The sequence below is a fragment of the Euzebya pacifica genome, assembly GCF_003344865.1.
GTDB classification, from domain to species: domain Bacteria; phylum Actinomycetota; class Nitriliruptoria; order Euzebyales; family Euzebyaceae; genus Euzebya; species Euzebya pacifica.
This window is the reverse complement of the sequence record NZ_CP031165.1, coordinates 5,079,678-5,103,548: the sequence shown is the minus strand read 5'-3', so window position 1 is coordinate 5,103,548 and position 23,871 is coordinate 5,079,678. Positions and strand designations below refer to the sequence as shown.

At 67.8% G+C, this 23,871-nt stretch carries 36 protein-coding genes; 35 read left to right on the top strand and 1 reads right to left on the bottom strand.

Translation table 11 applies throughout. The annotated features are described in order from the left end of the window. Nucleotides 1–55: 55 nt before the first annotated feature. From tuf to DVS28_RS21870, 32 genes are all read left to right on the top strand, one after another. Entirely contained in the window at nt 56–1,243 is a 1,188-nt protein-coding gene (gene tuf, locus DVS28_RS22025) for an elongation factor Tu (RefSeq protein ID WP_114593377.1), read from the top strand. Between the two features lie 174 nt (nt 1,244–1,417). After that, the gene (gene rpsJ, locus DVS28_RS22020) at nt 1,418–1,726 is read left to right on the top strand and encodes a 30S ribosomal protein S10 (RefSeq protein ID WP_108665831.1); all 309 of its coding nucleotides are present in this window, start codon (nt 1,418–1,420) and stop codon (nt 1,724–1,726) included. A 73-nt stretch (nt 1,727–1,799) separates the two neighbouring features. Continuing rightward, entirely contained in the window at nt 1,800–2,447 is a 648-nt protein-coding gene (rplC, locus tag DVS28_RS22015; protein ID WP_114593376.1) for a 50S ribosomal protein L3, read from the top strand. Then, nucleotides 2,447–3,097: a 50S ribosomal protein L4 gene (gene rplD / locus DVS28_RS22010; protein WP_114593375.1), complete on the top strand. Its 651-nt coding sequence runs from the start codon at nt 2,447–2,449 to the stop codon at nt 3,095–3,097. Before rplC ends, rplD begins: the two co-directional genes overlap by 1 nt. After that, nucleotides 3,097–3,387 carry a 50S ribosomal protein L23 gene (gene rplW, locus DVS28_RS22005; RefSeq protein ID WP_114593374.1) on the top strand — a complete coding sequence of 97 codons (291 nt, stop codon included), beginning with the start codon at nt 3,097–3,099 and terminating at the stop codon, nt 3,385–3,387. Before rplD ends, rplW begins: the two co-directional genes overlap by 1 nt. Before the next feature lie 3 nt (nt 3,388–3,390). Then, nucleotides 3,391–4,218: a 50S ribosomal protein L2 gene (gene rplB / locus DVS28_RS22000; RefSeq protein WP_114593373.1), complete on the top strand. Its 828-nt coding sequence runs from the start codon at nt 3,391–3,393 to the stop codon at nt 4,216–4,218. An 18-nt stretch (nt 4,219–4,236) separates the two neighbouring features. Next, entirely contained in the window at nt 4,237–4,524 is a 288-nt protein-coding gene (gene rpsS, locus DVS28_RS21995) for a 30S ribosomal protein S19 (protein WP_108665836.1), read from the top strand. Between the two features lie 3 nt (nt 4,525–4,527). Next, nucleotides 4,528–4,932 (top strand): 50S ribosomal protein L22, encoded by a 405-nt coding sequence (gene rplV / locus DVS28_RS21990; RefSeq protein WP_114593372.1) that lies wholly within the window; start codon nt 4,528–4,530, stop codon nt 4,930–4,932. 2 nt (nt 4,933–4,934) lie between these two features. Then, nucleotides 4,935–5,954 carry a 30S ribosomal protein S3 gene (rpsC, locus tag DVS28_RS30030; protein ID WP_108665838.1) on the top strand — a complete coding sequence of 340 codons (1,020 nt, stop codon included), beginning with the start codon at nt 4,935–4,937 and terminating at the stop codon, nt 5,952–5,954. 6 nt (nt 5,955–5,960) lie between these two features. Continuing rightward, nucleotides 5,961–6,383: a 50S ribosomal protein L16 gene (gene rplP / locus DVS28_RS21980; RefSeq protein WP_114593371.1), complete on the top strand. Its 423-nt coding sequence runs from the start codon at nt 5,961–5,963 to the stop codon at nt 6,381–6,383. Beyond that, the gene (gene rpmC / locus DVS28_RS21975) at nt 6,380–6,601 is read left to right on the top strand and encodes a 50S ribosomal protein L29 (protein ID WP_108665840.1); all 222 of its coding nucleotides are present in this window, start codon (nt 6,380–6,382) and stop codon (nt 6,599–6,601) included. The genes rplP and rpmC overlap by 4 nt, the downstream gene beginning before the upstream one ends. Next, complete coding sequence (gene rpsQ / locus DVS28_RS21970) at nt 6,601–6,876, top strand: 30S ribosomal protein S17 (protein ID WP_108665841.1); 276 nt, start codon at nt 6,601–6,603, stop codon at nt 6,874–6,876. The genes rpmC and rpsQ overlap by 1 nt, the downstream gene beginning before the upstream one ends. 112 nt (nt 6,877–6,988) lie before the next feature. Beyond that, a complete protein-coding gene (rplN, locus tag DVS28_RS21965; RefSeq protein WP_108665842.1) occupies nt 6,989–7,357 on the top strand; it encodes a 50S ribosomal protein L14 in 369 nt (122 codons plus the stop codon). 2 nt (nt 7,358–7,359) lie between these two features. Further along, the gene (gene rplX / locus DVS28_RS21960) at nt 7,360–7,680 is read left to right on the top strand and encodes a 50S ribosomal protein L24 (protein WP_342795428.1); all 321 of its coding nucleotides are present in this window, start codon (nt 7,360–7,362) and stop codon (nt 7,678–7,680) included. Beyond that, the gene (rplE, locus tag DVS28_RS21955) at nt 7,680–8,369 is read left to right on the top strand and encodes a 50S ribosomal protein L5 (protein ID WP_114593370.1); all 690 of its coding nucleotides are present in this window, start codon (nt 7,680–7,682) and stop codon (nt 8,367–8,369) included. The genes rplX and rplE overlap by 1 nt, the downstream gene beginning before the upstream one ends. 108 nt (nt 8,370–8,477) lie before the next feature. Further along, on the top strand, nt 8,478–8,876 hold the full coding sequence (gene rpsH, locus DVS28_RS21950) for a 30S ribosomal protein S8 (protein ID WP_108665844.1): 399 nt from the start codon (nt 8,478–8,480) through the stop codon (nt 8,874–8,876). A 16-nt stretch (nt 8,877–8,892) separates the two neighbouring features. After that, complete coding sequence (rplF, locus tag DVS28_RS21945; RefSeq protein ID WP_114593369.1) at nt 8,893–9,429, top strand: 50S ribosomal protein L6; 537 nt, start codon at nt 8,893–8,895, stop codon at nt 9,427–9,429. Nucleotides 9,430–9,502: 73 nt separating this feature from the next. Continuing rightward, a complete protein-coding gene (gene rplR, locus DVS28_RS21940) occupies nt 9,503–9,865 on the top strand; it encodes a 50S ribosomal protein L18 (RefSeq protein ID WP_114593368.1) in 363 nt (120 codons plus the stop codon). 10 nt (nt 9,866–9,875) lie between these two features. Further along, complete coding sequence (gene rpsE / locus DVS28_RS21935) at nt 9,876–10,508, top strand: 30S ribosomal protein S5 (RefSeq protein WP_114593367.1); 633 nt, start codon at nt 9,876–9,878, stop codon at nt 10,506–10,508. A 4-nt stretch (nt 10,509–10,512) separates the two neighbouring features. After that, nucleotides 10,513–10,848 carry a 50S ribosomal protein L30 gene (gene rpmD / locus DVS28_RS30295; RefSeq protein WP_114593366.1) on the top strand — a complete coding sequence of 112 codons (336 nt, stop codon included), beginning with the start codon at nt 10,513–10,515 and terminating at the stop codon, nt 10,846–10,848. 1 nt (nt 10,849) lies between these two features. Then, nucleotides 10,850–11,350 (top strand): 50S ribosomal protein L15, encoded by a 501-nt coding sequence (gene rplO / locus DVS28_RS21925; protein ID WP_342795453.1) that lies wholly within the window; start codon nt 10,850–10,852, stop codon nt 11,348–11,350. A 118-nt stretch (nt 11,351–11,468) separates the two neighbouring features. Then, nucleotides 11,469–12,761 carry a preprotein translocase subunit SecY gene (secY, locus tag DVS28_RS21920; protein ID WP_114593364.1) on the top strand — a complete coding sequence of 431 codons (1,293 nt, stop codon included), beginning with the start codon at nt 11,469–11,471 and terminating at the stop codon, nt 12,759–12,761. Between the two features lie 403 nt (nt 12,762–13,164). Then, nucleotides 13,165–13,734, top strand: a complete 570-nt coding sequence (locus DVS28_RS21915) for an adenylate kinase (protein WP_114594340.1) — start codon at nt 13,165–13,167, stop codon at nt 13,732–13,734. Between the two features lie 75 nt (nt 13,735–13,809). Beyond that, a complete protein-coding gene (locus DVS28_RS21910) occupies nt 13,810–14,655 on the top strand; it encodes an HAD family hydrolase (RefSeq protein WP_114593363.1) in 846 nt (281 codons plus the stop codon). A gap of 92 nt (nt 14,656–14,747) precedes the next feature. Then, nucleotides 14,748–15,584: a type I methionyl aminopeptidase gene (gene map / locus DVS28_RS21905; protein WP_114593362.1), complete on the top strand. Its 837-nt coding sequence runs from the start codon at nt 14,748–14,750 to the stop codon at nt 15,582–15,584. A gap of 190 nt (nt 15,585–15,774) precedes the next feature. After that, entirely contained in the window at nt 15,775–16,146 is a 372-nt protein-coding gene (gene rpsM / locus DVS28_RS21900; RefSeq protein WP_108665853.1) for a 30S ribosomal protein S13, read from the top strand. 205 nt (nt 16,147–16,351) lie between these two features. Next, a complete protein-coding gene (gene rpsK, locus DVS28_RS21895; protein WP_108665854.1) occupies nt 16,352–16,753 on the top strand; it encodes a 30S ribosomal protein S11 in 402 nt (133 codons plus the stop codon). 44 nt (nt 16,754–16,797) lie between these two features. Continuing rightward, complete coding sequence (rpsD, locus tag DVS28_RS21890) at nt 16,798–17,412, top strand: 30S ribosomal protein S4 (RefSeq protein WP_114593361.1); 615 nt, start codon at nt 16,798–16,800, stop codon at nt 17,410–17,412. 79 nt (nt 17,413–17,491) lie between these two features. Then, complete coding sequence (locus DVS28_RS21885; RefSeq protein ID WP_108665856.1) at nt 17,492–18,454, top strand: DNA-directed RNA polymerase subunit alpha; 963 nt, start codon at nt 17,492–17,494, stop codon at nt 18,452–18,454. Between the two features lie 12 nt (nt 18,455–18,466). Further along, on the top strand, nt 18,467–19,204 hold the full coding sequence (gene rplQ / locus DVS28_RS30195; protein ID WP_114593360.1) for a 50S ribosomal protein L17: 738 nt from the start codon (nt 18,467–18,469) through the stop codon (nt 19,202–19,204). Between the two features lie 9 nt (nt 19,205–19,213). Further along, a complete protein-coding gene (gene truA, locus DVS28_RS21875; protein ID WP_114593359.1) occupies nt 19,214–20,035 on the top strand; it encodes a tRNA pseudouridine(38-40) synthase TruA in 822 nt (273 codons plus the stop codon). A gap of 40 nt (nt 20,036–20,075) precedes the next feature. Then, complete coding sequence (locus tag DVS28_RS21870; protein WP_114593358.1) at nt 20,076–20,342, top strand: hypothetical protein; 267 nt, start codon at nt 20,076–20,078, stop codon at nt 20,340–20,342. A gap of 99 nt (nt 20,343–20,441) precedes the next feature. Here the strand turns inward: DVS28_RS21870 and DVS28_RS21865 are convergent, their stop codons facing one another. After that, nucleotides 20,442–21,038, bottom strand: a complete 597-nt coding sequence (locus DVS28_RS21865; RefSeq protein ID WP_174236217.1) for a type 1 glutamine amidotransferase domain-containing protein — start codon at nt 21,036–21,038, stop codon at nt 20,442–20,444. A 380-nt stretch (nt 21,039–21,418) separates the two neighbouring features. Here DVS28_RS21865 and rplM point away from each other — a divergent pair, with 380 nt between their 5' ends. From rplM to glmM, 3 genes are all read left to right on the top strand, one after another. Continuing rightward, nucleotides 21,419–21,850 (top strand): 50S ribosomal protein L13, encoded by a 432-nt coding sequence (gene rplM, locus DVS28_RS21860; protein ID WP_108665861.1) that lies wholly within the window; start codon nt 21,419–21,421, stop codon nt 21,848–21,850. A gap of 16 nt (nt 21,851–21,866) precedes the next feature. Further along, entirely contained in the window at nt 21,867–22,328 is a 462-nt protein-coding gene (rpsI, locus tag DVS28_RS21855) for a 30S ribosomal protein S9 (RefSeq protein WP_114593357.1), read from the top strand. Between the two features lie 144 nt (nt 22,329–22,472). Beyond that, a complete protein-coding gene (gene glmM / locus DVS28_RS21850) occupies nt 22,473–23,813 on the top strand; it encodes a phosphoglucosamine mutase (protein WP_114593356.1) in 1,341 nt (446 codons plus the stop codon). Nucleotides 23,814–23,871 lie beyond the last annotated feature (58 nt).

The window sequence follows — 23,871 nt, the reverse complement described above, 5'->3', positions numbered from 1 at the left end:
AACCACCTGCAACCCACCCCCGAAGACTCAACACAGTCACCCACAGGAGACAGACATGGCTAAGGCAACGTTCGAGCGCACCAAGCCGCACATGAACATCGGCACGATCGGTCACGTCGACCATGGCAAGACCACGTTGACGGCGGCGATCACGACGGTGTTGGCCAAGAACAACCCGAACGTGACCGCGTCGGCGTTCGACATGATCGACAAGGCGCCTGAGGAGCGTGAGCGTGGTATCACGATCAATGTTTCTCACGTGGAGTACGAGACGGAGAAGCGTCACTACGCGCATGTGGATGCGCCGGGTCACGCGGACTACGTCAAGAACATGATCACGGGTGCGGCCCAGATGGATGGGGCGATCCTGGTCGTCTCGGCTGCTGATGGTCCGATGCCGCAGACGCGTGAGCACGTGCTGCTTGCCCGTCAGGTGGGTGTGCCGAACCTGGTGGTGGCGCTGAACAAGGTCGACATGGTCGATGACGAGGAGCTGCTGGAGCTGGTGGAGCTCGAGGTTCGTGAGCTGCTGTCGTCGTATGAGTTCGATGGTGATGACTGCCCGGTGATTCCGGTGTCGGCGTTGAAGGCGCTTGAGGGTGATGAGGCCTGGGAGCAGAACATCCTGGACCTGATGCAGGCGGTGGATGATTTCTTCCCCGACCCCGAGCGTGACCTGGACAAGCCGTTCCTGATGCCGATCGAGGACGTGTTCTCCATCACGGGTCGTGGGACGGTGGTGACTGGTCGTATCGAGGGTGGTGTGGTCACGGTTGGTGACACCATCGAGATCGTCGGGTTGAAGGACACGACGTCGACGACGGTCACTGGTGTGGAGATGTTCCGCAAGCTGTTGAACCGTGGTGAGGCTGGCGACAACGTCGGGGTGTTGTTGCGTGGGACGAAGAAGGACGAGGTGGAGCGTGGTCAGGTGCTGTCGGCGCCGAAGGCGATCACGCCGCACACCAAGTTCGAGGCGCAGGTCTACATCCTGTCCAAGGACGAGGGTGGGCGTCACACGCCGTTCTTCAACAACTATCGTCCGCAGTTCTACTTCCGTACCACGGATGTGACTGGTGCGGTTGAGCTGCCGGGTGGCACCGAGATGGTGATGCCGGGTGACAACACCGAGATGACGGTGGAGCTGATCCAGCCCATCGCGATGGACGAGGGTCTGCGGTTTGCCATTCGTGAGGGTGGTCGGACCGTGGGTGCCGGCCGCGTCGTCAAGATCATCGAGTAGTTCTCGCTCGGGGGGCCACGAGCCCCCCGCGCGTTCCTCCCCCAGACAGCGGTGCGCCCAGGCGCACCCACCCTCTGTTCCGACCGACCGGGCCCACCGCCCGGATCGGTCCGTGAAGGGGGGAACCCCCTTCGCCAACCCCCCTACGGGGAGACCGAGTACAGGAGCCCAGAGATGGCTGAACAGAAGATCAGGATCCGCCTGAAGGCCTACGACCACGACGTCATCGACCGCTCCGCGCGGAAGATCGTCGACACGGTCGAGCGGACCGGCGCCCGGATCACCGGCCCAGTGCCGTTGCCCACGGAGAAGAACGTGATCTGCGTGATCCGTTCCCCGCACAAGTACAAGGACAGCCGCGAGCACTTCGAGATGCGCACGCACAAGCGGTTGATCGACATCCACGAGCCGACCCAGAAGACGGTGGACAGCCTCATGCGGCTGGACCTGCCGGCTGGCGTCGACATCGAGATCAAGCTCTAGTCGCACGCGGGCCACGGCCCTCGTGGACCCCCATGGACCCAACAGAGGTCTGTCAGGCAGGGAGTTCAAACCAATGACCAACAAAGCCATCCTTGGCACGAAGCTGGGCATGACCCAGGTCTTCGACGACGACGGGCGCGTGCTGCCCGTGACGGTCGTCAAGGCCGGTCCATGCCCCGTCGTGCAGGTTCGCAGCGCAGAGCGTGACGGCCACATGTCCGTGCAGATCGGCTTCGGGACCACCAAGAAGGTCAACAAGCCGCTCGCCGGACACTTCGCCCGCGCCGGCGTCGAGCCGACCAAGCGCCTCATGGAGGTGCAGCTCGACGGCGAGCACGAGCCCGGTGACGTGATCACCGTGGACCTGTTCACCGTCGGCGAGTACGTCGATGTCACCGGAAAGAGCAAGGGCAAGGGTTTCGGCGGTGTGATGAAGCGTCACGGCTTCGCCGGCCTGGGCGCCGGTCACGGCGTCCACAAGGTGCACCGTTCGCCGGGCGCCATCGGCGCCTGCGCCACCCCCGCCCGCGTGTTCCCCGGTACCCGCATGGCGGGTCGCTACGGCAACGAGCGCGTCACCACCCAGAGCCTGCAGCTCGTCGGCGTCGACGCCGAACGCAACCTGCTGCTGATCAAGGGCGCTGTCCCTGGATCCAACGGCTCGATGGTGCTGGTGCGCAACGCCACGAAGCGTCCCGCCGCGAAGGGAGCTGACTCCTGATGGCAAACGTTGATCTCTACACCTCAGCCGGTACCGCCTCCGGCAGCGTCGAGCTGGATGACGAGCTGTTCGGCATCGAGCCGAACGTCGGCGTCATGCACCAGGTCGTCGTCGCCCAGCAGGCTGCCGCCCGCAGCGGCACCTCCAAGGTCAAGACCCGGGCCGAGGTCCGTGGTGGTGGCCGCAAGCCGTGGCGCCAGAAGGGCACCGGCCGCGCCCGTCAGGGCTCGATCCGTGCTCCGCACTGGTCCGGCGGTGGCGTTGCCCACGGCCCCAGCGGCGAGCAGAACTTCACCAAGCGCGTCAACAAGAAGCTGAAGCGCCTCGCGCTGCGTTCCGCCCTGTCGGACCGCGCCGCATCCGGCGACATCCGGGTCATCGAGGGCTTCGACATGGACGCCCCGAAGACCAAGGCCGCGCGTGCGCTGCTGGAGACGCTGGAGACCGGTGACCGTCGTGTCCTGCTGGTCCTGGCCGGCTTCGACGCCAACGTGGTCAAGAGCTTCCGCAACCTCCCCCGCGTGCACACGCTGACGGTGGACCAGCTCAACACCTACGACGTGCTCGTCAGCGACGTCGTCGTGTTCGAGCAGGGTGCCCTGGAGCTCATCGGCTCCGGTACCCGTACCGACCTGAAGGAGAACGCCTGATGCGTTACGCACACGACGTGATCATCTCCCCGGTGGTCAGCGAGAAGAGCTACGGGCTCATGGACGAGGGTCGTTACACCTTCATCGTGCACCCGAGCGCCAACAAGACCGAGATCAAGAAGGCCGTCGAGACGATCTTCGGTGTCAAGGTCACCAAGGTGAACACGCTGATCCGCAAGGGGAAGTCCAAGCGCTTCGGCCTGAAGATGGGCCAGCGCAAGTCCACCAAGCGCGCCATCGTCACCGTGGCCGCCGGTGAAGAGATCGACATCTTTGCGGGAGGTGCCTAACCAATGGGCGTCCGTCGTTACAAGCCAACAACTCCAGGCCGTCGCGGGATGTCGGTGTCGGACTTCGACACCGTCACCACCGACAAGCCGCTGAAGTCGCTGACGTCGTCCAAGCCGAAGCAGGCAGGCCGCAACGTCTCCGGCAAGATCACCACTCGTCACCGCGGTGGTGGGCACAAGCAGAAGTACCGCATCATCGACTTCCGTCGGAACAAGGACGAAGTCCCCGCCAAGGTTGCCGAGATCGAGTACGACCCCAACCGGTCCGCTCGCATCGCCCGGCTGCACTACCTCGACGGTGAGAAGCGCTACATCCTGGCCCCGAACGGACTCTCCGTCGGCGACATGGTCGTCTCCGGTGAGGGTGCCGACATCAAGGCGGGCAACGCCCTGCCGCTGGTGAACATCCCCGTCGGTACGCAGGTCCACGCCGTGGAGATGCGTCCCGGTGGCGGCGCCAAGCTGGGTCGCTCGGCCGGTACGTCCGTCCAGCTCCTGGCCAAGGAAGGCGACACCGCCGCCCTGCGCCTGCCCTCCGGTGAGATCCGCCTCGTGCAGAACAGCTGCCGGGCCACGATCGGGACGGTCGGCAACGCCGAGCACTCCCTGATCTCCGGTGGCAAGGCCGGCCGCACCCGCTGGAAGGGCGTCCGCCCGACCGTCCGTGGTGTGGTCATGAACCCCGTCGACCACCCCCATGGTGGCGGTGAGGGTCGCACGTCCGGTGGTCGTCACCCCACGAACCACAAGGGCAAGCCCGAGGGCAAGACCCGCAAGCCCCAGCCGTCCGACAAGCTCATCCTGCGCCGCCGCGGCAAGCGCCGCCGCTAAGCACCGAGGGAGTAACCGATGCCTCGCAGCCTCAAGAAGGGCCCCTTCACCGACCACCACCTTGCACGCAAGGTGGAGTCGTTGAACGCCAGCAACCAGAAGCGCGTGATCAAGACCTGGTCCCGTCGCTCCGAGATCAGCCCGGACATGGTCGGTCACACCATCGCGGTGCACGACGGCCAGAAGCACGTCCCGGTCTTCATCAGCGAATCCATGGTCGGGCACAAGCTCGGCGAGTTCGCGCCCACCCGCGCCATCAAGTGGCGCGGTGCCGGCGAGAAGCAGGCCACCAAGGGGAAGCGATAAGACATGCGTATTTCATCCCCCAACGAAGCACGGGCGGTCAGCCGCCACGTGCGCGTGTCCCCCTACAAGGCCCGTCAGGTCGTGCAGGGTCTTCGTGGCATGCAGGTCGAGGCTGCCCAGCGCAACCTGACCTTCTCCAACAAGGGTGCTGCTCGTCCGGTCCTCAAGACGCTCCAGTCGGCGATCGCCAACGCGGAGCACAACAAGGACATGGACGCCGACGACCTGTTCGTCCTGGCCGTGACCGTTGACGAGGGCCCGACCCTCAAGCGGTTCCAGCCCCGGGCCATGGGTCGCGCCTACAGGATCCGCAAGCGCACCAGCCACATCACGGTGACCGTCGGCATCCCTGTTCCCAAGACCAACGAAACGACGTCCAGCGACTCCGCTGCGACCGAGGAGAGCTAGACATGGGTCAGAAGGTTCACCCGTACGGGTTCCGCCTCGGCATCATCAAGGACCACAAGTCCAAGTGGTTCGCCGGGAAGAAGGAGTACGCGGCCTACGTCCAGGAGGACTACGAGCTGCGTACCTACATCCGTGAGCGTGTTCGTCACGCTGGCATCAGCCGGATCGACATCCAGCGCACCCGCGACCGCATCACGGTCGACGTGCGCGCGGCTCGTCCCGGCATCGTCATCGGCCGTCGTGGCGCGGAGGCAGACGCCATCCGCGAGACGCTGCAGAAGATGACCGGCAAGCAGATCAAGCTGAACATCAACGAGGTCAAGAACGCCGAGCTCGACGCCCAGGTGACGGCCCACAACGTGGCCGAGCAGCTGAAGGGTCGCGTGTCGTTCCGTCGTGCGATGAAGCGTGCGACGCAGAACGCCATGAAGGCCGGCGCCAAGGGCATCCGTGTCCAGTGCTCCGGTCGTCTGGGCGGCGCAGAGATGAGCCGCACCGAGTGGTACCGCGAGGGCCAGGTGCCCCTGCACACCCTCCGTGCCAACGTCGACTACGGCTTCGACGAGGCCCGCACGACCTACGGCCGCATCGGCGTCAAGGTCTGGATCTACACCGGCATCGTCCTCCCCCAGGGCGAGGACCGCGAGGAGCGCTTGGCCCGTGCCCGCGCCCGTCGCGAGCGCGAGCGCCTCGAAACCGAGGCGCGTGCGGCCCAGGCCGCCGCGCAGCAGGCTGCTGCCGAGCAGGTCACCGCCCAGGTGGCCCGCCAGATGGCCGCCGCCGAGGAAGAGGCCCCCACCGGCACCACGCCGGCCGGCCCCGACCCCACCACCGCTCCGGCTTCCGAGCCGGCGCAGCAGTCGGAGATCACCGGCAACGACGCCCAGGCGATGGACGCTTCCGTCCCCGCCCAGGAGGCCGTCCCGCAGCCGGTCGACCCCGACCCGTCATCCGCACCACAGCCCACGACCCCGCAGCCCGACGCGGCTGACGAGTGGTCCGAGGCACTGGACGAAGGGTAGTCAACGATGCTTGCACCAAAGCGCGTCAAGTACCGCAAGCCCCACCGCGGGCGCAAGCGCGGCCTGACCAAGGGTGGATCCGAGATCACGTACGGCGACTACGGCATCCAGGCGCTCTCCGCGTCCTGGGTCACCAGCCGCCAGATCGAGGCCGCCCGTATCGCCATGACCCGCTACATGAAGCGTGGCGGAAAGGTGTGGATCAACATCTTCCCGCACAAGGCCTACACCAAGAAGCCGGCCGAGACCCGCATGGGTTCCGGCAAGGGTTCGCCCGAGGGCTGGGTCGCGGTCGTGAAGCCGGGTCGTGTCATGTTCGAGATCTCCGGTGTGTCCGAAGAGGTCGCCCGTGAAGCGATGCGCCTGGCCGGCAACAAGCTGCCGGTGAAGTGGCGCTTCGTGGTTCGTGAAGGAGTTGAGTCCGCATGAGGGCCGAAGAGCTGCGTGAACTGTCGGACTCCGAGCTGGACGAGAAGCTCGAGGAGTTCAAGTCCGACCTGTTCAACCTGCGTTTCGAGCTGGCCACCGGGCAGCTGGACAACTACAAGCAGCTGCGCGTCACGCGTCGGGACATCGCCCGCGTGATGACCGTGCAGCGCGAACGCCTGAGCAAGGCCGCCGCATCCACTGCTGAGGAGACCAACTGATGTCGGAAGCCACCACTGAGTCGGGCCGCGCGGCCCGCAAGGTCCGTGACGGGATCGTCGTGTCCGACAAGATGGACAAGACGGTCGTCGTCCTGGTCGAGCGCCGCGTGAAGCACCCGAAGTACCACAAGACGGTCACCAAGTCGAAGCGCATCAAGGCGCACGACGAGACCAACGACGCCGGCATCGGCGACCGCGTTCGCATCGTCGAGACCCGCCCGCTGTCCAAGGACAAGCGGTTCCGCGTGGCCTCGATCCTCGAGCGCGCCAAGTAGTCAGCAAGGGGGCCAGGTGCACGATCCCCGTGCACCTCGCCGTTCCCCCGGCCCCGATGGGGTCACCACCTAGTCCCCTCGACGGGCAGAGCACTCCCTCAGGAGAAGACCAATGATTCAGCAGGAGTCCCGCCTCCGCGTCGCCGACAACTCCGGCGCGCGTGAGGTGCTGTGCATCCGCGTGCTGGGCGGATCCGGTCGGCGTTACGCCGGCGTGGGCGACGTCATCGTCGCAACCGTCAAGCACGCGATCCCGCAGGCCAACGTCAAGAAGGGTGATGTGGTGAAGGCCGTCGTGGTCCGCACCGCCAAGGAGCGTCGTCGCAAGGACGGCTCCTACATCCGGTTCGACGACAACGCCTGCGTGATCATCGACAACAACAACAACCCGCGAGGCACCCGCATCTTCGGCCCGGTTGGCCGTGAGCTGCGTGACCGCAAGTTCATGCGGATCGTCTCCCTCGCCCCGGAGGTGCTGTAGCCATGATGCGGATCAAGCGCAACGACGAGGTCGTCGTGATCGCCGGCAAGGACAAGGGCAAGACCGGCCGCGTCGTCAACGTCTACCCCAAGCGTGACAAGGTCATGGTCGAGGGCGTGAACATCGCCACCCGTCACCGCCAGGTCTCCATGAGCAACCGCGGCGCCCGCGAGGGTGGCATCGAGCACGTCGAGATGCCCATCCAGGCCTCCAACGTCATGCCGATCTGTCCCGAGTGCAACGAACCGACCCGTGTTGGTTCGACCTGGGTGGACGGCGTCAAGTACCGGCTGTGCCGCAAGTGCGAAAGCGAGTTCGAGTAATGAGCGCCGAAGACACCACCGAGCAGCAGATCGCGGACCTGCCCTCCGAGCAGGACCCCACGGTGGACGCGTCCACCGCGGCTCCGGTCGAGGGGGACACCTACGTCCCGCGCCTGAAGGCCCTGTACAACGACACCATCAAGGGTGAGCTCACCGAGCAGCTCGACATCTCCAACGTCATGGAGATCCCCAAGCTGGTGAAGATCGTTGTCAACGTCGGCGTCGGCGAGTCCGTCGGTGACTCCAAGGTCATCGAGCGGGTGATGGGCGACCTGACCCAGATCACCGGTCAGAAGCCCCAGGTCCGCCTGGCCCGCAAGTCCATCGCGACGTTCAAGCTCCGTGAGGGCATGGCCGTCGGTGCACGCGTCACCCTTCGTGGCGAGCGCATGTGGGACTTCCTGGACCGCCTGCTGACCCTGGCCCTGCCGCGCATCCGTGACTTCCGCGGCCTGCCGTCGAAGTTCGACGGTGCCGGCAACTACACGCTGGGCGTCACCGAGCAGCTGATCTTCCCGGAGATCGACTACGACAAGATCGACGCCATCCGCGGCATGGACATCACGTTCGTGACGAGCGCCAAGGACGACAAGGGCGGCCGTGCGCTGCTCGACGCGTTCGGCTTCCCGTTCAAGCGTGCCGAGGGCGAGGCGGCTCCCGAGCCGCTGCAGCGCCTGCAGTCCGTCTAGCACCACTCTCATCCGGCCCGACAACCCGGGCCACCACCCACGAAGGGAAGTACCGGGCCTTCGCCACCAGCGACAGGTCCCGGCAACCCCAAGGAGCGCATCACCACAATGACGATGACCGACCCGGTGGCCGACATGCTCACGCGGATCCGAAACGCCAACATGGCGTACACGGAGCTGCTCGAGATGCCGTCCAGCAACCTCAAGGCCAACATCGCGGAGATCCTCAAGCAGGAGGGTTACATCCGCGACTTCCTGGTCGAGCCCACCACCCCCCAGGCCACCCTCAAGGTGGCCCTCAAGTTCACCAAGGACCGCGAGCGCGTCCTGACGGGCATTCGCCGCATCTCCAAGCCGGGGCTGCGCGTGTACGCCAAGGCCGAGGAGCTGCCCCGCGTGCTGGGCGGCCTCGGCGTGGCGATCGTGTCCACGTCCAAGGGCCTGCTGACCGACCGAGACGCCCGCAAGGCCGGCGTCGGTGGCGAGATCCTCGCCTACGTCTGGTAGCGGAAGGAACACGACCATGAGTCGCATCGGCAAGAACCCAGTCGAGATCCCCAGCGGGGTCGACGTCAGCAAGACTGCTGACCAGATCACCGTGAAGGGACCCAAGGGCACCCTGACCCAGACCCTCAACCCCGGCATCGACGTCAACGTCGAGGACGGGCAGGTCGTCGTCAGTCGCCCCAACGAGACCCGCGAGGCCCGTGAGCTCCACGGCCTGTACCGCACCCTGGTCGCCAACATGGTGATCGGCGTCACCGACGGCTTCACCAAGAAGCTGGAGATCGTCGGCGTCGGTTATCGCGCTGCTGCCCAGGGCAAGGGCCTGAAGCTGCAGCTCGGCTTCTCCCATGACGTCGTCATCGACGGCATCGACGGCATCGAGTTCGAGGTTCCCTCGCAGACCGAGATCGTCGTCAAGGGCATCAGCAAGCAGCAGGTCGGCCAGGTGGCCGCCAACATCCGCAAGCTGCGCCCGCCGGAGCCCTACAAGGGCAAGGGCGTCAAGTACGCCGACGAGACCATCCTGCGCAAGGCCGGAAAGGCCGCGGGCTAATTATGGCCTTCCCGACCTCACAGATTTCATTGCGCACCTTCGGTGCGACGCCAGGAAAGGCTGCTGGTTAGCAATGGCAAAGACTGACGCACGACGCGCCGGCCGCGACCGTCGCCACTTCCGCCTTCGCAAGAAGGTGCGTGGTGACGCCGCTCGCCCCCGGCTCGCCGTCTACCGCTCCAACACCCACATCTACGTCCAGGTCATCGACGACCGCGCCGGCGCCACGCTGGCCGCCGCGTCGTCCGCCGAGGCAACCTTCGCCCCCGAGGGCGACGGCAAGATCGGCGCCGCCAAGGCCGTCGGCAAGCTCGTCGCCGAGCGGGCCAAGGACGCTGGCGTCGAGAAGGTCGTCTTCGACCGTGGCGGCAACCGCTACCAGGGCCGCGTTGCGGCGCTGGCCGACTCAGCCCGCGATGCCGGGCTGAAGTTCTAGGAGTACTGACATGGCATACGCACCCCCGAACAACCCGCGTGGTGGCGGCCCCGGTGGCCGTGGTGGCCGCGCTGGCGGTCGTGACGGTGGCCGTGGCGGCCGTGGCGGCCGTGGTGGCCGCCAGGAAGAGAAGAGCCCCTACGAGGAGAAGGTCGTCGCGATCAACCGCGTCGCCAAGGTCGTCAAGGGTGGCCGTCGGTTCTCCTTCACCGCCCTCGTCGTCGTCGGTGACATGAACGGCACCGTCGGCGTGGGTTACGGCAAGGCCAAGGAGGTCCCCGCCGCGATCCAGAAGGGCGTGGAGATCGCGAAGAAGAACTTCTTCCAGGTCCCCATGATCCAGAAGACGATCGTGCACCCCATCATCGGCATCCACGGCGCCGGTCGCGTCGTCCTCAAGCCCGCCGCCCCCGGTACCGGTGTCATCGCCGGTGGTCCGGTCCGCGCGGTGCTCGAGGCTGCCGGGATCACCGACGTGCTGGCCAAGTCGCTTGGTACCCCCAACGCGATCAACGTCGTGCACGCCACCGTGAACGGCCTGCAGAACCTCAAGCGTCCCCAGGACGTCGCGCAGCAGCGCGGCCTGGAGATGGAGGACTTCATGCCGCCCAAGATGTACGCCAACATGACCGGGAAGGGCTAGGGCCATGGCGCTGCAGATCACCCAGAGGCGCAGCACCAACGGCGCGCAGGCGAACCAGATTCGCACCCTGCACTCCCTTGGCCTCAAGCGCATCCGTCAGACCGTCGTCGTTCCCGACCGTCCCGAGATCCGGGGGATGGCCCACAAGGTCACCCACCTGATCACCGTGGAAGAGGTCTCCGACGACCTGCTGCCGAACGGCGGCAAGTCCAAGTACCGCGATCGCGGCCAGGGCCCCATCACCTCCCAGAAGGTGACCCTGTCCGATGCCGATGCGGTCGACCCCGACGGCACCGTCGACGAGGACGCCCTCGCCGACTCCGCCGACGAGGAGGAGTGACATCGTGAAGATCCATGACCTCAAGCCCCCTGCCGGCTCGACCAAGCGCAAGACCCGCAAGGGTCGCGGTGAAGCTGCCGGCAAGGGCAAGACCGCCGGCCGCGGTACCAAGGGCACCGGCGCGCGCAAGAACGTCCCCCTCGGCTTCGAGGGTGGCCAGATGCCCCTGCAGCGTCGCCTGCCGAAGCTGCCGGGCTTCAACCCGCGCAACCGGGTCGCCTACCAGGGCATCAACGTGTCCCTGCTGGACGCCCACTTCGCCGATGGTGACGTCGTCACCCCGGTCGAGCTGGCCGACAAGGGCCTGATCCGCAAGCCCAGCGAGCGGGTCAAGATTCTCGGCGACGGCGATCTGTCCACGAAGCTGACCGTCAAGGCCCAGGGCTTCTCCAAGTCCGCGGAGGCCAAGATCACCGAGGCGGGTGGCTCGATCGAGCGCCTGGCTCGCGTGCTCTCCGGCAAGGCCGACGAGCCTGCCGACGAGGCCAGCACCACCGAGTAACCTCACGACCGCTCCTCCGCACTCGCGGGGGAGCGTTTCGTGTCAGCATGGGGGGCCGCGCCTCGCCCACATCGGTCATCGATGTCCGGGGACCGCCCTGCCAGCCACAGGAGAACGCATGTTCCGCGCATTCGCGAACGCCTTCAAGATCCCCGATCTGCGGGGCAAGATCCTCTTCACCCTGGGGATCATCGCCGTGTACCGCCTGGGTTCGGTCATCCCGATCCCGGGTGTCGACTACGCGGTGCTCAACAACATCCTCGACCAGGCCGAAGCCAGCGGCGTCGCCCAGCTGCTGAACCTGTTCAGCGGTGGGGCACTGACCCAGCTGGCCGTCTTCGCGCTCGGGATCATGCCGTACATCACGGCGTCGATCATCATGCAGCTGCTTGCCGTGGTGATCCCCAAGCTGGAGGAGTGGCAGAAGGAAGGCGCCACCGGCACGGCCCGGATCACCCAGATCACGCGCTACGTGACCGTCGTCCTGGCCGTCCTGCAGTCCACCGGCCTGATCGTGCTGATCCAGTCCGGCCAGCTGTTCGGCAACGCCGGCATCGACACCAGCGCCCTGATCCCCGACGACTCGGTGCCCAAGCGCGCGCTGATGATCCTGACCCTCACCGCGGGTACGGCCTTCATCATGTGGCTGGGCGAGCTGATCACCCAGCGGGGTATCGGCAACGGCATGTCGATCATCATCTTCGCGGCGATCATCGCGGCGCTGCCCGGCCAGTTCTCGGCCATCTACCAGCAGTCGCTCCCGCTGTTCATCGCGTTCGTGATCGTCGGCCTGATCCTCATCGTCGGCGTGGTCTACGTCGAGCAGGGCCAGCGCCGGATCCCGGTGCAGTACGCCAAGCGGCAGGTCGGCCGTCGCCAGTACGGCGGCCAGCAGACCTACATCCCGCTGAAGGTCAACCAGTCCGGCGTGATCCCAATCATCTTCGCCTCGTCGCTGCTGTACCTGCCGACGCTGGCGGCCTCGATCGTCAACAACGACGCGGTGACGAACTTCACCGACAAGTACTTCGCGTCCGGCGCCCACCCCGTGTACATCATCACGTACCTGGCGCTGACCATCTTCTTCGCGTTCTTCTACACGGCCATCACGTTCAACCCCATCGACGTGGCCGACAACATGAAGAAGTACGGCGGCTTCATCCCGGGTATCCGCCCGGGTCGGCCGACCGCGGAGTACCTGGACCGCGTGCTGACCCGCATCACCCTGCCGGGTTCGCTGTACCTGGGTGCCCTGGCCATCCTCCCGCTGGTCGTGCTGAGCTTCGGCGACGCGCTGTTCCCGCTGGGCGGCGCCACCCTCCTCATCGTGGTGGGTGTGGGCCTGGAGACCATGAAGCAGCTCGAGTCGCAGCTCATGCAGCGCCACTACGAGGGCTTCATCCGCGGCTAGCCCGAGAGAACCCTGCCGAACGCACACGCCCCACGGGGTGTGTGCGTTCGTCGTTGTCGGGCCCCTGGCCTGTGGGCACCCGTCGTCGGGGCCGCTGTGGCCGCCGGATACGTCCGGGGCACCGCCGTCGCGGCCGGCGTGTGCGATACCGGCCTCGACAGGCAGGCCAAGTCGCACGGGGTGGCCCGGCGTGTGCGATGCCGGCCCCCACGGGCTGCCCATCGCACCCAACGGCGGAGGGTGTGCGCGTTGCCGGCCCGATGGTGCGGTGCAACGCGCACGGTCGCGAGCGGCCTCGGTCGTTTCGCCCCTCCGGGGCCACGCCGTTTCGCCCGCTGGGCGTACCGGCCGGTAGGCTCGTCGGAACTATCGCGACGCCACACGAGGAGACGGACGCTTGAGACTGGTACTGCTGGGACCGCCTGGGGCGGGCAAGGGGACCCAATCGGCGATGATCTCGGAGACCTTCGCGATCCCGCACATCTCCACGGGCGACATCTTCCGTGCCAACGTCAAGGGCGAGACGCCGCTGGGCAAGGAGGCCAAGGGGTACATGGACAAGGGCGAGCTCGTGCCCGACTCCGTGACCAACCGCATGGTCGCCGACCGCCTGCGCCAGCCCGACGCCGAGAACGGGTTCCTGCTCGACGGCTATCCCCGCAACGTCGCCCAGGCCCACACGCTCAACGGGATGCTGGCCATGCTCGACGAGACGCTCGACACCGTGCTGCACTTCTCCGTGCCCGACGACGAGCTCGAGGCGCGCATCGCCAAGCGGCAGTCGGAGGAGGGACGCGCCGACGACGACGCGGCCGTCTTCCAGCGCCGCATGCGTGAGTACCGCGCCCAGACCGAGGACCTGATCCCGTTCTACCGCGAGGTCGGCATGCTCGTCGACGTCGACGCGGTCGGCTCCATCGACGAGGTCCAGGAGCGCGTTCTGACGGCCTGCCGCCAGGCCTCGACCGCCTGACCCCCGGGCAGGGGGAGTGGTAACGGCCGCACGCCCGAGGACCGGCCGTACGCCCGAGACCCGGGGGAGAACGACGTGACGGCACCACGCCCGAAGACTGTCGGCTCGAAGAGACCAGCAGGCATCGTCACCGATCTCGACGGGACCTTCTGGTACGACGACGGGGAGGTGCACCCGGCGACGCTTGCCGCGTTCGCGGAGCTGCGCCGCCGCGACGTGCCCATGCTGTTCGCGACGGGACGGCGGGGTCGGTCGGCCAGCCATCGGCTCGCCCGCCACGGCCTGCTCGGCCCGGCGGTGCTGCTGGCGGGGGCGGTCGGCACGGACCTGCACACCGGTCAGGAGTGGCACCGGCAGGCGTTCGCGCCCGAGGCCGGGCAGCGTGTACTCGACGCCTTCCTCGCCGAGGGCCTGTCACCCGTCGTGCACGTGTCGTTGCCCGACATCGACGCCGTCATCGCCCCTGACTGTCCGACCAGCGACCGGCACCGCGCACAGTTCGACATGGCCACCGTGCCCACCGACCCCCACGAACCGGTCGCGGCGGGTGTGGCCGTCGGCTTCGGGCTGCTCAGCCTGACCGGTGAGCGGGGGCTGGCCGCCCATCGGGTTGCCACGGCGATCGCCGACGATGCAACCGTCACCTGCGGGCTGGACACGACGTTCGGTGGCATCACGGTCCTGGCGGCGCCCGTCGGCGTGAACAAGGTCACGGGGATTTCCCGCTGGGCGACCGCGCAGGGCCTGACCGCCGATGACCTGCTGGCGGTGGGCGACGGCGAGAACGACCTCGACATGCTCGCCTGGGCGGGGCACACGGTGGCGGTCGAGGGCAGCGTCGCCAACGGCATCGCGACCGACCACGTCATCGACGTCCCCGAACGCGGGGGCTGGGTGGGACTGCTGGAGCTGCTCGGCTGATCCGGACAGGGGCACGTGAACGCCGATCGGAAGGGCGTGAACGCCGATCGGTCGGTCGTGAACGGCTCGGCGCCGCCGCGTACGCTCCTCCCATGATCATCCGCAAGTCCCCAGCCGAGATCGAGATCATGGCCCGCTCGGGCAAGATCATCGCCGACATGCACGAGCTGGTCGCCGAGGCCGTGCGCCCCGGTGTCTCCACCGGTGAGCTCGACCGCATGGCCGAGGACTACGTGCGTGCCCAGAACGCGGTGCCAGCCTTCCTCGGCTACGGCGGCAGCGGCTCGCGGATCCCCTTCCCGGCCACCCTGTGCGCATCGGTCAACGACGAGATCGTGCACGGCATCCCCTCCCCGGACACCGTCCTGCAGGAGGGTGACCTGATCAAGGTCGACGCCGGTTGCGTGCTGGAGGGCTACTACTCCGACTCCGCGGCCACGTGGATCGTCGGCGGGGAGGACACCGTGTCGCCCGAGGTCGCCCGCTTGGTCCGCGCGACCCGCGAGGGGTTGTGGGCCGGTCTGCTGGAGGCCAGGCCCAAGCAGCGGATCGGGGACATCTCCGCCGCGGTCGAAGCGGTCGGGCGGCGCGAGGGCTACGGCATCGTGCACGAGTACGTCGGCCACGGGGTCGGTCGTGCCCTGCACGAGGACCCCCAGGTGCCCAACCACGGGCGGAGGGGGCGGGGCCCCAAGCTGACCAACGGCCTGGTCCTGGCGGTCGAGCCGATGTTCAACCTGGGCACCGAGGAGACCGAGACCCTCGAGGACGAGTGGACCGTCGTCACCGCCGACGGCGCGCTGTCGGCCCACTGGGAGCACACCGTGGCCATCACACCGGACGGCCCCTGGGTGCTGACCGCCCGCTCCGACGAGCCGGCCCGCCCGCTGGAGGAACCGGCCCGCATCCCGGTGACCCTCGCCGGCTGACCCCACGAGCCCACGAGGGTTGGCGCGAGCTGGAGCCGCTGCTACACTGCTCCGTCCCCACGCCTTTGCGTGGGCGTCCTGCTGTCCTCCGTCATCGCCGAACTCCGGCTGCTCCCGACGGCCAGCAGGATACACGGCCACCAGGCCGTGACCCCCAAGCCTCAGCCACGACCCCCGAGGATCGCAACCCATGGCCAGAATCGCCGGTGTCGACCTGCCTCGCGAAAAGCGGGCAGCGATCGGCCTGACCTACATCTTCGGCGTTGGCCGCACCCGCGCCCTCGAGGCGCTGGAGGCGACCAACATCGACCCCAACACCCGTATCGGTGCCTTGTCCGAGGACGAGGTGCTCGCCCTGCGTGCCTTCATCGAGAACGAGTTCAAGATCGAAGGTGACCTGCGCCGAGAGGTGGCGCAGAACATCAAGCGCAAGGTCGAGATCGGCTGCTACCAGGGCATCCGCCACCGTCGTGGCCTGCCCGTCCGCGGCCAGCGCACGCACACCAACGCCCGGACCCGCAAGGGCCCGAAGCGCACGGTTGCGGGCAAGAAGAAGAAGTAGCAACACACAGACAGCGGCCGCTCCCACGGGGCGGCCCACATCCGTTTCTCCCCACGGGGTGAACGGAGGGCGAACCGATCAGCCGGTCGGGCCGGTTCGCCTCACCCTCCGGCGCAGACGGGACGACGTCCCCCACGCGGCGAGATGACCGGGTACGGGCACCGCAGCCGCGACTGCCCTTCGGCACACACAGGAGCACACCCTCATGGCGCAGGGAAAGAAGGCCCGCTCGCGCGGGAAGAAGAAGGAACGTCGGACGATCCCGCACGGCATCGCGCACATCACGTCGTCGTTCAACAACACCATCATCTCCATCTCCGACCTCGACGGGAACGTCATCTCGTGGGCTTCGGCGGGCAACGTGGGCTTCAAGGGCTCGCGCAAGTCCACGCCGTACGCCGCGCAGCAGGCCGCCGAGAAGGCTGCCCGCGTGGCAGTCGACGGCTACGGCATGCGCAAGGTCGACGTCCGCGTGAAGGGGCCGGGATCCGGCCGCGAGACCGCGATTCGCTCCATCCAGGCCACGGGCCTGGAGGTCAGCGGCATCCGCGACGTCACGCCCATCCCGCACAACGGCTGCCGTCCGCCGAAGCGTCGCCGCGTCTGACGCGCACCTTCACCGGCACCACGAGATAGAGAGAAGGTCGACACATGGCCCGTTACACCGGTCCCATCGCCAAGCAGTCGCGCCGCGAGCGCACCGTCCTGCACGCCAACCTCAAGTCGGCACGCGCGCTCGAGAAGCGCCCGTACCCGCCGGGTGAGCACGGCCGCGGACGCATCAAGGAGTCCGAGTACCTCCTGCAGCTGCGCGAGAAGCAGAAGGCTCGCCGCATCTACGGCGTCCTCGAGCGCCAGTTCCGCAACTACTACGACCGCGCCAGCCGTTCGCAGGGCCTGACGGGTGAGAACCTGCTCGTCGCCCTCGAGATGCGCCTGGACAACGTCGTGTTCCGTGGTGGCCTTGCTCGTACCCGCCGTGAGGCGCGTCAGCTGGTCAACCACAAGCACTTCAAGGTCAACGGTCGCACGGTCAACATCCCCTCCTACGAGGTGCGTGTCGGCGACGTCATCACCCTTCGCGAGCGTTCGCGCAACATCGTGCCGGTCATCGGTGCGCTGGAGCTGCTGGGCACCCGCAACCAGCCGGGGTGGGTCTCGCTCGACCAGGACAAGCGCCAGATCTCGGTGCTGTCGCAGCCGGAGCGCAAGCAGATCGATGTTCCCGTCCAGGAACAGCTGATCGTCGAGCTGTACTCCAAGTAAAACCACGTCACGCGGCCCGTCGCGGCTCGCGTGCCTTCCTGCCACTGCACCGCTCTACGCCCGGGAGGCGACCACTATCGTGCTGATCGTTCAGCGCCCCACGATCGTCGAAGACGTCCAGATCGACGGTCTCCGTTCCCTGTTCACCATCGAGCCGCTGGAGCCCGGCTTCGGGTACACGCTGGGCAACAGCCTGCGTCGGACCCTGCTGTCCTCCATCCCCGGTGCTGCCGTCACGTCGGTTCGCATCGAGGGCGTGCTCCACGAGTTCTCCTCCATCGAGGGGGTCAAGGAGGATGTCACCGACATCGTCCTGAACCTCAAGGACCTGGTGCTTCGGTGCCACTCCGACGAGCCGGTCGAGATCTTCCTCGGTGGTGAGGGCCCCGGTGAGATCACCGCGGACTTCATCACCGCCCCCAGCGAGGTCGAGATCCTCAACCGCGACCTCCACATCGCCACGCTGAACCGCAAGGGTCGCGTCGAGATGTACCTGACGGTCGAGCGCGGTCGTGGCTACGTCACCGCCGAGCGCAACAAGAAGCCGGACATGCCCATCGGCGTGATCCCGGTTGACTCCATCTACTCCCCGGTCACCCGCGTGACCTACCGGGTCGAAGCGACCCGTGTCGAGCAGATGACCAACTACGACCGCCTGATCCTCGACGTGGAGACCAACGGGTCCGTCACCCCCGCCGAGGCGCTGTCCTCGGCCGGTGAGACCCTGCGCGACCTGTTCGAGCTGTTCAGCGACTTCGAGGAAGGCGGCCCCGGCGGCCTGGCCATCGGTGCCGGCGCGGTCGAGCCCACCGGCCCGATGTCGCCGAACCTCGCCCTCCCCATCGAGGACATGGACCTCTCGGTCCGCTCCTACAACTGCCTGAAGCGCGAGGGCGTGGCCACCGTTGGTGAGCTCGTCCAGAAGACCGAGCAGGACCTGCTCGACATCCGCAACTTCGGTCAGAAGTCCATCGAAGAGGTCAAGTCCAAGCTCTCGGACATGGGCCTCAGCCTCGCCGACTACGGTTCGTACGGCGGATAGGAACGATCAACCATGCCTACTCCGAAGAAGGGCACCCGCCTCGGCGGAGGTGCCAAGCATCACAACATGATGATGTCGAACCTGGCGACGGAGCTCTTCCGTCACGGTCGCATCACCACCACCAAGACGAAGGCGAAGACGGTCCAGCCGCTCGCCGAGAAGATGATCACCTTCGCCAAGCGCGGTGACCTTCACGCTCGTCGTCAGGTGCTCACGGTCATCCGTGACAAGGACGTCGTCCACAAGCTGTTCGCCGACATCGGTCCGGCAGCTGCGGAGCGTTCGGGTGGCTACACCCGCGTCATCAAGATCGGTCCCCGCAAGGGTGACGGCGCCGAGATGGCGATGATCGAGCTGGTCGACATCCTGGAGTCCGACGACGGCGAGTCCTCGCTGACCGAGGCCCCTGCCCGTCGCTGGTCGCTGCGTCGTCGTCGCAACAACCTCTCCAAGACCGCACGTGAGCGCGAACAGGCGATCATGGCGGCCGAGGACTCCGGCGACTTCGGTGACGACTACGCGGCCCCCGCGGCCGAGCAGGACGACACCGCCGACGAGTCCGTCGACGCCGGTCGCATCACCGAGCGGGCCCTGGCCCGTGAGGAGGGCGCCCGCGCCGAGGACGAGACCGAGGTCAGCCCCGAGGAGGTCGACGCCCGTCTGGCGGAGTCCGACGCGGACGACGCCGAGGTCACCGAGGACGACACCGCCTCCGACGCTGCCGACAAGGCGGCCGACGAGGAGGAGTAGTCCTCCGTCGTGACGTCCAACGACGTCGGGTCGACCGTCCGGCTGCGGATCGACTTCGCCTACGACGGCGCCCCCTATGCGGGGTTCGCCAGACAGCCGGATCAGATCACGGTGCAGGGCGTCCTCGAGGACGCCCTGCATCGGCTTTTCCAGGGCGCGCCGGCGGAGACGACCTGTGCCGGCCGGACCGATCGTGGGGTCCACGCCGAGGCGCAGACCGTGCACGTGGATGCGCCCGCGGGGTGGCGACGGCTGGCCGACCTGCCACGGGTCAGGCGCGACCTCGACGGCATGCTCGGACCGACCATCGCGGTCAAGCGCGTGGTCCGCGTGCCCGCGACCTTCGACGCACGGCACTCCGCGACCCAGCGGCGGTATCGCTTCCGGCTGTGGGAACACCCGGTCATGCCACCGCTGCTGTCCCACGACACGTGGCACGTCGGTGAGCGCCTGGACATCGAGGCGATGGAGCGGGCCGGGCAGGCCTTGGTCGGGACCCACGACTTCGATTCGTTCTGTCGCAAGCGGGTCCTTCGGCTGAAGGACGGACGCACCGTCGAGGCGCCCCTGACGCGACGGGTGGATCACGTGACCGTTCGCCGGTCCAGGCCCTCGGGGCTCGTCCTGCTGCGGATCGCCGCCAACGCGTTCTGCCACCAGCAGGTCCGTGCCATCACCGGTTCGTTGGTCGAGGTCGGCAAGGGACGCAGGCCGGAGGAGTGGTTCGCCGAGCTGCTCGCCGCCAGGGACCGCACCGATGCCGGGCCGGTCGCCCCTCCCCACGGGCTGTCGCTGGTCGGGGTGCGCTACGGACCGCCACGACCGGCGTGACGCTGGGTTGAGCGGACGCCCCGGCGGGTAGGACCGCCACATGCGCAACCCTCGCTCCGACGACCCGTCGACTCCCGAACCACACGACCCTGCCCTCGGTGAGGACCGGCCCGCTCCCGAGGACAACACCGCCCGGGACAAGGCCGACCGTCCCGGTGGACCCGGGCAGACCGGGATGAACCCAGCCGAGCCCGGTCGGTCCAGCGCCGCTCCCGACGACGACTCGCCGGCCGAGGACGACGTCATTGCCGAGCGCCGCAAGCACCTCCAGGAGGCACAGGGCAGCACCGAGTCCCGGGACCGCTAGACCGTCGCACACGTGGGACGGCCTGCACCCCCGTCGCACGCACAGACGCCCCCGACCACTGACTGGTCGGGGGCGTCGCACGTTGCGGGGTTCGTCGGACTACGGAGCGATCAGCGCCGGGTTGGGAGCTGCCGCACCTGCCTTGGCGAACGCCTCGATGGCCGCGTCGCAGAAGGCGTCGAGGTCATCTGGCTTGCGGCTGGTCACGAGGTTGCCGTCGACGACGACCTCCTCGTCGACCCAGGTCGCGCCGGCGTTGCGGATGTCGGTCTTCAGGCTCGGCCAGGACGTGAGGGTGCGGCCCTTGAGGACATCGGCCTCGACCAGCGTCCACGCGGCGTGACAGATCGCCGCCACGGGCTTGCCCTCGTCGGCGAAGGCCTTGATGAAGGCGACGGCCTCGTCGTTGGTTCGCAGCGCGTCGGGGTTGGCGACACCACCGGGCAGCAGCAACCCGTCGTAACGGGCAGCGTCGGCCGCACCAACGGTGGCATCGACGGCGAAGTCGTCAGCCGCCGTCAGGTGGTTGTAGCCGGTGATGCTGCCGGCCTCGAGGCTGATGAGCTCGGTGTCGGCGCCGGCGGCGACGAGCGCCTCCCGCGGCTGGGTCAGCTCGACCTGCTCCACCCCGTCGGTGGCGACGATGGCGATGGTGAGTCCGGTCAGGTCATGGGTCCTGTTGTCGGGGGTCTGCACGGTTGGCCTCCTGGAAGGTTGCGTACCGAAGGCCTACCCCGCACCGGCTCCCCGTCGAACATCCCAACGGCCGGTATCGTTGCGTTCCGTCTGCGTCCCCGGCCCGCGCGACAGCAGGGGTGGACGGACGGCCGGGTCGCCCACCGTTCCGCGCCCCAGATGGCGGTTGCAGGATCGCGTGGCGTCGCTGTACTCTGTTCCATCCGCGCCGATGGCGCCGCTGTGGGGTGTCTCCCCGCAGACCCAGCGACGGGCGCACCTTCCGGTACTTCCCCGAGCACCACTTCGCTCGTCGCCCGAGGAGACTCGCCGACGCCCTTCACCGGTCGTCGACGGCCACGAGCAGCCCAGACCCCCCCGATCATCATCGGACGATCAACATGCGTACGTTCTCCCCAACTCCCGCCGACATCGACCCCCAGTGGCACATCGTCGACGCCGAAGGCCTGATCCTCGGTCGCCTCGCGACCCGGATCGCCCACGTCCTGCGCGGCAAGCACAAGCCCACCTTTGCCCCGCACATGGACATGGGTGACTTCGTCATCGTCATCAACGCTGACAAGATCGAGCTGTCCGGCAACAAGGGCCGCGACAAGTGGGCCTGGCGTCACTCGGGTTTCCCGGGCGGCATCAAGGGCATGCCCATCGGTGAGATGCGCGAGCGTCACCCCGAGCGCCTGATCGAGAACGCCGTCAAGGGCATGCTTCCGAAGAACACCATCGGCCGCAAGCAGCTGCGCAAGCTGAAGGTGTACGCCGGTGCCGAGCACCCCCACACCGCCCAGAACCCCCAGCCGCTGGCCGCTGGCTAGCCCCAAGGATCTCTTCATGAGCAGCCTCGAATCCCTCGAGAACTTCCAGCCGGTCGCTGACGATGCGTCCGTTGCCGCCGCGCCCACCGGCCGTACCCGTGAGATCTTCACCGGTCGCCGCAAGCGCTCCGTCGCCCGGGTCCGACTGACCCGTGGCACCGGCCAGTTCACCATCAACGGCCGCACGATCGAGGACTACTTCCCGACCGACGTGCTGCGGATGACGATCAACGAGCCGTTCGCCGCCACCGAGAGCCTCGGTGAGTGGGACGTCATCGCCCGCATCCACGGTGGTGGCATCTCCGGTCAGGCCGGCGCCCTTCGCCACGGCATCGCGCGTGCCCTCGAGGCCGCTGAGCCGTCCTGGCGTCCGCCGCTGAAGAAGGCTGGCCTGCTGCGTCGTGACGACCGTCAGGTCGAGCGCAAGAAGTACGGTCTCAAGAAGGCCCGCAAGGCGCCGCAGTACTCCAAGCGTTAGACGCCCAAGGGCGTCAGAAGAGCGTCGTGCCGCTGGCGCGGCGCTCTTCGCCGTTCCGCCCGAACGTGCACCGTCACTCCGTTCCGGGTTCGGGCGGGCTAGCCTCGCTGGCGCTCGGCCAGCGGCCGGGGAGGAGATCAACCCATGGGACAGTACTTCGGCACCGACGGCGTTCGTGGCGTCGCCAACGACGACATCACCCCCGAGCTTGCGCTCGGCATCGGCCGTGCGCTCGTGCGCACCCTCCGGGAGGAGGGCGCACCCCGGCCACGCATCATCGTCGGTCGCGACCCCCGTGCGAGCGGCGAGATGCTCGAGTCCGCCGTGGCTGCCGGTGTGTGCTCCGCGGGCGGCGACGCCGTCGTCCTCGACGTGCTGCCGACCCCCGGGGTCGCCTACCTGGTGTCGACGCTGGGGGCCAACGCCGGCGTGATGATCTCCGCCAGCCACAACCCCGTCGCCGACAACGGCATCAAGCTGATCGGCCCGACGGGGCACAAGCTGACCGACGAGGAGGAGGACCGGATCGAGGAGCTGCTCCAGCGGTTCGACTCCGACCGTCCGACCGGCACGAGGATCGGACGCAAGCGCCACGTGCCGGGCGCGGTCGAGGCCTACGTCGCCCACCTGGTGGCTGCAGCCGACGGCATCGACCTGCGTGACCTCCACATCGTGCTGGACTGCGCCAACGGAGCTGCCAGCAGCGTCGGCCCGACGGTGCTGCGCCGACTCGGCGCGCAGGTCACCGCCATCGCGGCGATCCCCGACGGCACCAACATCAACGACGGAGTCGGGTCCAACCACCCCGAGCACCTGGCCAAGGCCGTGGTGGCCCACGGGGCCGACCTCGGGATCGCCCACGACGGCGACGCCGACCGGATCGTGGCCTGCACCGCCGAGGGTGACATCGTCGACGGTGACCAGCTGCTGGCGATCCTCGCGGCCCACGAACAGTCCCTCACCGGCCTCGACGGTGTCGTCACGACCGTCATGACCAACCTCGGCTTCATGCACTGCATGGAGCGGCTCGGGATCGATGTCATCCAGACCAAGGTCGGTGACCGCTACGTGCTGGAGGGCATGCAGGCGTCCGGCTATCGCCTCGGCGGTGAGCAGTCGGGCCACCTGATCGCCAGCGATCACGCCACCACCGGTGACGGGGTACTGTCGGCCGTCCTCCTGCTGCGGGCGATGGCCGCCCAGAAGGCCACGCTGGCCGAGCTCGCCTCGATCATGACGCGCCTGCCGCAGACGCTGGTCAACGTGCGGGGCGTCGACAAGGCGGCCCTCGACGAGGCGACCGCGGTGTGGGACGCGGTGGCAGCGGTCGAACGGACCCTCGGGGGATCGGGCCGGGTCCTGCTGCGGCCCTCCGGGACCGAGCCCATCGTCCGCGTGATGGTCGAGGCATCGACCATGGCCGAGGCCAGGCGCCACGCCGAGGACCTCGCCGACGTCGTCCGCGACAGGCTCCCAGCGGTCTAGGCACGCCCGAACCGGGCCAGGGGCCCAACGAAATCTGTGCCTTCGATGCAGGAATTCG

What these genes read in the sequence shown, in the direction of transcription:
- tuf (WP_114593377.1), top strand. Translation starts at nt 56, where the DNA reads ATGGCTAAGGCAACGTTCGAGCGCACCAAGCCGCACATGAACATCGGC.
- rpsJ (WP_108665831.1), top strand. Translation starts at nt 1,418, where the DNA reads ATGGCTGAACAGAAGATCAGGATCCGCCTGAAGGCCTACGACCACGAC.
- rplC (WP_114593376.1), top strand. Translation starts at nt 1,800, where the DNA reads ATGACCAACAAAGCCATCCTTGGCACGAAGCTGGGCATGACCCAGGTC.
- rplD (WP_114593375.1), top strand. Translation starts at nt 2,447, where the DNA reads ATGGCAAACGTTGATCTCTACACCTCAGCCGGTACCGCCTCCGGCAGC.
- rplW (WP_114593374.1), top strand. Translation starts at nt 3,097, where the DNA reads ATGCGTTACGCACACGACGTGATCATCTCCCCGGTGGTCAGCGAGAAG.
- rplB (WP_114593373.1), top strand. Translation starts at nt 3,391, where the DNA reads ATGGGCGTCCGTCGTTACAAGCCAACAACTCCAGGCCGTCGCGGGATG.
- rpsS (WP_108665836.1), top strand. Translation starts at nt 4,237, where the DNA reads ATGCCTCGCAGCCTCAAGAAGGGCCCCTTCACCGACCACCACCTTGCA.
- rplV (WP_114593372.1), top strand. Translation starts at nt 4,528, where the DNA reads ATGCGTATTTCATCCCCCAACGAAGCACGGGCGGTCAGCCGCCACGTG.
- rpsC (WP_108665838.1), top strand. Translation starts at nt 4,935, where the DNA reads ATGGGTCAGAAGGTTCACCCGTACGGGTTCCGCCTCGGCATCATCAAG.
- rplP (WP_114593371.1), top strand. Translation starts at nt 5,961, where the DNA reads ATGCTTGCACCAAAGCGCGTCAAGTACCGCAAGCCCCACCGCGGGCGC.
- rpmC (WP_108665840.1), top strand. Translation starts at nt 6,380, where the DNA reads ATGAGGGCCGAAGAGCTGCGTGAACTGTCGGACTCCGAGCTGGACGAG.
- rpsQ (WP_108665841.1), top strand. Translation starts at nt 6,601, where the DNA reads ATGTCGGAAGCCACCACTGAGTCGGGCCGCGCGGCCCGCAAGGTCCGT.
- rplN (WP_108665842.1), top strand. Translation starts at nt 6,989, where the DNA reads ATGATTCAGCAGGAGTCCCGCCTCCGCGTCGCCGACAACTCCGGCGCG.
- rplX (WP_342795428.1), top strand. Translation starts at nt 7,360, where the DNA reads ATGATGCGGATCAAGCGCAACGACGAGGTCGTCGTGATCGCCGGCAAG.
- rplE (WP_114593370.1), top strand. Translation starts at nt 7,680, where the DNA reads ATGAGCGCCGAAGACACCACCGAGCAGCAGATCGCGGACCTGCCCTCC.
- rpsH (WP_108665844.1), top strand. Translation starts at nt 8,478, where the DNA reads ATGACGATGACCGACCCGGTGGCCGACATGCTCACGCGGATCCGAAAC.
- rplF (WP_114593369.1), top strand. Translation starts at nt 8,893, where the DNA reads ATGAGTCGCATCGGCAAGAACCCAGTCGAGATCCCCAGCGGGGTCGAC.
- rplR (WP_114593368.1), top strand. Translation starts at nt 9,503, where the DNA reads ATGGCAAAGACTGACGCACGACGCGCCGGCCGCGACCGTCGCCACTTC.
- rpsE (WP_114593367.1), top strand. Translation starts at nt 9,876, where the DNA reads ATGGCATACGCACCCCCGAACAACCCGCGTGGTGGCGGCCCCGGTGGC.
- rpmD (WP_114593366.1), top strand. Translation starts at nt 10,513, where the DNA reads ATGGCGCTGCAGATCACCCAGAGGCGCAGCACCAACGGCGCGCAGGCG.
- secY (WP_114593364.1), top strand. Translation starts at nt 11,469, where the DNA reads ATGTTCCGCGCATTCGCGAACGCCTTCAAGATCCCCGATCTGCGGGGC.
- map (WP_114593362.1), top strand. Translation starts at nt 14,748, where the DNA reads ATGATCATCCGCAAGTCCCCAGCCGAGATCGAGATCATGGCCCGCTCG.
- rpsM (WP_108665853.1), top strand. Translation starts at nt 15,775, where the DNA reads ATGGCCAGAATCGCCGGTGTCGACCTGCCTCGCGAAAAGCGGGCAGCG.
- rpsK (WP_108665854.1), top strand. Translation starts at nt 16,352, where the DNA reads ATGGCGCAGGGAAAGAAGGCCCGCTCGCGCGGGAAGAAGAAGGAACGT.
- rpsD (WP_114593361.1), top strand. Translation starts at nt 16,798, where the DNA reads ATGGCCCGTTACACCGGTCCCATCGCCAAGCAGTCGCGCCGCGAGCGC.
- rplQ (WP_114593360.1), top strand. Translation starts at nt 18,467, where the DNA reads ATGCCTACTCCGAAGAAGGGCACCCGCCTCGGCGGAGGTGCCAAGCAT.
- DVS28_RS21870 (WP_114593358.1), top strand. Translation starts at nt 20,076, where the DNA reads ATGCGCAACCCTCGCTCCGACGACCCGTCGACTCCCGAACCACACGAC.
- rplM (WP_108665861.1), top strand. Translation starts at nt 21,419, where the DNA reads ATGCGTACGTTCTCCCCAACTCCCGCCGACATCGACCCCCAGTGGCAC.
- rpsI (WP_114593357.1), top strand. Translation starts at nt 21,867, where the DNA reads ATGAGCAGCCTCGAATCCCTCGAGAACTTCCAGCCGGTCGCTGACGAT.
- glmM (WP_114593356.1), top strand. Translation starts at nt 22,473, where the DNA reads ATGGGACAGTACTTCGGCACCGACGGCGTTCGTGGCGTCGCCAACGAC.